3 protein-coding genes are annotated in these 3,365 nt (G+C 74.7%); 1 reads left to right on the forward strand and 2 read right to left on the reverse strand.

Annotated elements, in window-relative coordinates; translation table 11 throughout:
* On the forward strand, positions 1-569 hold a 569-nt coding region (locus tag ACFV61_RS35220; RefSeq protein WP_380496190.1), incomplete at its 5' end, for a putative protein N(5)-glutamine methyltransferase.
* A gap of 100 nt (positions 570-669) precedes the next feature.
* Here ACFV61_RS35220 and ACFV61_RS35225 read toward each other — a convergent pair.
* Positions 670-1,887 (reverse strand): MFS transporter, encoded by a 1,218-nt coding sequence (locus tag ACFV61_RS35225; RefSeq protein ID WP_363378646.1) that lies wholly within the window; start codon positions 1,885-1,887, stop codon positions 670-672.
* Positions 1,888-1,978: 91 nt separating this feature from the next.
* Entirely contained in the window at positions 1,979-3,178 is a 1,200-nt protein-coding gene (locus ACFV61_RS35230; protein ID WP_380496192.1) for a cytochrome P450, read from the reverse strand.
* Between the last annotated feature and the right edge of the window lie 187 nt (positions 3,179-3,365).

The following is a 3,365-nucleotide window of genomic DNA, read 5'->3' on the forward strand; positions in this document are numbered from 1 at the left end:
TGGTCGTCCCGCGCCGCCGCAGCGAGTTCCTGGCCGCCACGGCCACCGAGCTCACCGGCCCGGGCGCCGTGGTCGTCGACCTCTGCTGCGGCAGCGGCGCCCTCGGCGCCGCCGTGGCGGCCGCCGCCGCGCACCCGGTCGAGCTCTACGCGGCCGACGTCGACCCGGTCGCCGTCCGCTGTGCCCGCCGCAACCTCACCGGGCCCGGGGCCCCGGTCTTCGAGGGCGACCTGTTCGTCGCGCTGCCCGCCGCCCTGCGCGGCCGGATCGACGTCCTGCTCGCCAACGTCCCGTACGTCCCCAGCGCCGACATCGCGCTGCTGCCGCCGGAGGCCCGGCTGCACGAGGCCCGGCCGGCGCTGGACGGCGGCGCCGACGGTCTGGACGTGCTGCGCCGGGTGGCCGTCGAGGCGCCGCACTGGCTGGCCCCGGGCGGGTCGCTGCTGTTCGAGACCAGCGAACGGCAGACCCCGACGGCCCTGGCCGTCGCCCGCGCGGCCGGTCTCGACGCCGCCGACGCCTGGTGCGAGGACCTGGACGCGACGGTCGTCACCGCGACCCTGCGCTGACGGGGCTGCCGCCCGGACCCGCCTCGCCGCCCGCCGCCCGCCTCCCGCCTCCCGCCCCGCCCGCCGGTGGCGGGAGCGGGCTCGGCGGTCGGCTGGGCGCTCACAGCTCGCGGATCTCACGCCTGGTCAGCGCGTACCCGAACGCGCCCGTCAGGCAGAGCCCGGTCGTCGCGAACACCCCTTGACTCCCGAACGCGTCCACCGCCGCGCCGGCCGCGATCACCGAGATCGGGAAGACTCCCAGCGCGCAGAAGGTGACGGCCGCCATGACCCGGGCCAGCAAGGCGGGCGGGGTGCTCTTCTGCACGCCGGTGACGACCAGGACGTTGGTCACCGTGCTGGCGCCGCCGGCCACGCAGAGCAGCAGCACGGCGCCGACGAGGCCGACGAACGGCACCAGGCCGATCGCCACACCCATCACCAGTCCGGAGAGCATCGCCGTGCGGCCCCGCGAGCGGACCTCGGTGAGGCCGGCCGCGAACAGGCCGCCGACCAGCGCACCGCCGGTGAACGCGGCCAGCAGCAGGCCCAGCCCGACGGCACCGGCGTCGAAGCCGTGGGTGGCCAGGGTCGGCAGGGCGACGCGGGTGGCGCCGCCCACCGTCAGGTTCGCGATCACCGTCACCGTCAGCACCGCGCGCAGCAACGGCGATTCCCGCAGCAGGCGCCGGAAGTTCTTCGGCACGGAGGCACGTTCGGAGATCGGGCTGGGTGCTGCGACGAGGCTGCCGCGACCGATCAGCAGCAGCGTCGCCGCCGACACGGCGAAGGTCGCCGCATCCAGGCCCAGGGCGGCGGCCGGGTTCAGCCAGGCGACCAGCGGGCCGGCCAGCGCCGGACCGAGCAGACCGGCGCCGAAGGTGACCGTACTGTTCAGTGCATTGCCCGCGTGCAGGTCCTCGGCGGGCAGCAGGGTCGGGGTGATCGCCCAGGCGGCCGGCAGGAACACCCCTGCTCCGACGCCGACCAGCAGCGCGAGCCCGCCGATCAGCCAGAAGTTCGCCGCCCCGCCGGCGGCGATCGCGCACAGCCCGGCGGTGGCGAGCAGCCGGCCGAGGTCGGCCGCCAGCATCACCCGCCGGGCGCCGAACCGGTCGGCGAGCATCCCGCCGAGCGGGGTGGCGGCCAGCCGTCCCGCGCCGTAGGCGGCGACCACCAGGCTCAGCTGGCGGGCGCCTCCGGCGAGGGAGTAGACCAGCAGCGGCAGGGCGACCACCTGGAACGCGTTGCCGAACTCCGAGGTGCCCTGCCCGATCACCAGCAGCCGGAAGCCCCGCGCGCGCAGGGGCGCGACGCTGATCCGGGGGCGGAACCGCAACAGCCCCGCGGCGCCGCGCGCTCCTGCGCCGCCTGCTCCTGTGCTGCCCGTCCCCGCGCTGTCCGTCCCCGTGTCGCTTGCTCCCGCGCCGCTAGCCATCGAGCGAGACCGGCAGCGACTCCAGGCCGCGCAGCATGATCGTGTTGCGCCAGGGCAGGGTCTCCTCCGCGGCGGCCAGCTCGATCCGCCCGAAGCGCTCCAGCAGGCCGGTCAGCGCGACCTCGCTCTCCAGCTTGCCGAGGAAGGAGCCGAGGCACCGGTGCAGGCCCTGCCCGAAGGCCAGGTGGCCCGGATCGCCCCGGTCCAGGATCAGCCGGTCGGGATCGGTGAAGCGGGCCGGGTCCCGGTTGGCCGCGCCGAGCGAGAGCAGCACCAGTTCGTCCGCCGGGATCTCCACGTCGTCGACCATCACGTCGGCGTTCGTGAACCGCAGCGTGGCCATGCTCACCGGAGACTCGTAGCGCAGGAACTCGTCGATCGCGACCGGCATCGCCGCCGGGTTGGCGCGCAACCAGGCGAGCTGGTCGGGGTGGTGGAGCAGCGCCAGGGTGGCGGTGCCGAGCAGGTTGACGGTGGTCTCGTGGCCGCCGATCAGCAGCAGGAAGACCATCGAGAACACCTCCCGCTCGGTGAGTTCACCGGCGTCACAGGCCTGCACCAGGTCGGTCAGGATGTCCGCGCTCGGCGACGCCCGCCGGGCCGTCATCAACTCGCGCAGGTAGTCGTTCAGTTCGGCGGTGGCCTGGTCGAAGGTCATGTCGCCACCCTGGGTGAGGATCGCCGTCGACCAGGTGCGGAAGGCCTGCATGTCCTCCGGGGGGAAGCCCAGCAGCTCACAGATGATCATGATCGGCAGCGGGAAGGCGAAGTCCGTCACCAGGTCGGCGGTCTCCCGCCCGCGCAGCCCGTCCAGCAGGCCGTCGGCGATGCGCTCGACCAGCGGCCGCATCAGGTCGACCCGCCGGCGGGTGAAGACGCCCTGGATCAGCCGTCGCAGCCGGGTGTGGTCCGGCGGGTCGCTGTTGAGCATGTGGACCACCTCCGAACCGAGCGTCAGGCCGGAGCCCCGCCCGCTCGCGATGGCCTGGCTGCGGCGGACGTCCTGCCCGAAGCGCGGGTCCATCAGCGCGGCCCGGACGTCCTGGTAGCGCGTCACCAGGTAGACCGGCAGGCCCTCGCCGAACTCCACGACGGAGACCGCGCCGGCCTCGCGGATCCGGGCGAGCGTGGGGTAGGGGTCGCGGATGAAGGCGGACATCCGCGCGGCGGCGTCGTCGACCGCGGTGGTCATGGATCACTCCTCGGGCTCGAACTCCGGCAACTACACGGTCAGCGACGGGAAGGGCCAGCGGCGCACCCGCATGGGCAGGAACCAGGCGCGGGCGGCCTGGAGGGCGCTAACTCGCCAAGCGGGGAAGTTAAGGTTGAGTGCGGGCTGCAGGCGGCCGGGAGAGACAGCCGCGGGCGCCCGCTGGCGC

Origin of the sequence: Kitasatospora sp. NPDC059817 (genome assembly GCF_042731835.1) — a bacterium.
Classification (GTDB): Bacteria; Actinomycetota; Actinomycetes; order Streptomycetales; family Streptomycetaceae; genus Kitasatospora.

Bases quoted from the DNA above. Each gene is read 5' to 3' on its own strand.
- ACFV61_RS35230 (WP_380496192.1), bottom strand. From the start codon at position 3,178: ATGACCACCGCGGTCGACGACGCCGCCGCGCGGATGTCCGCCTTCATC.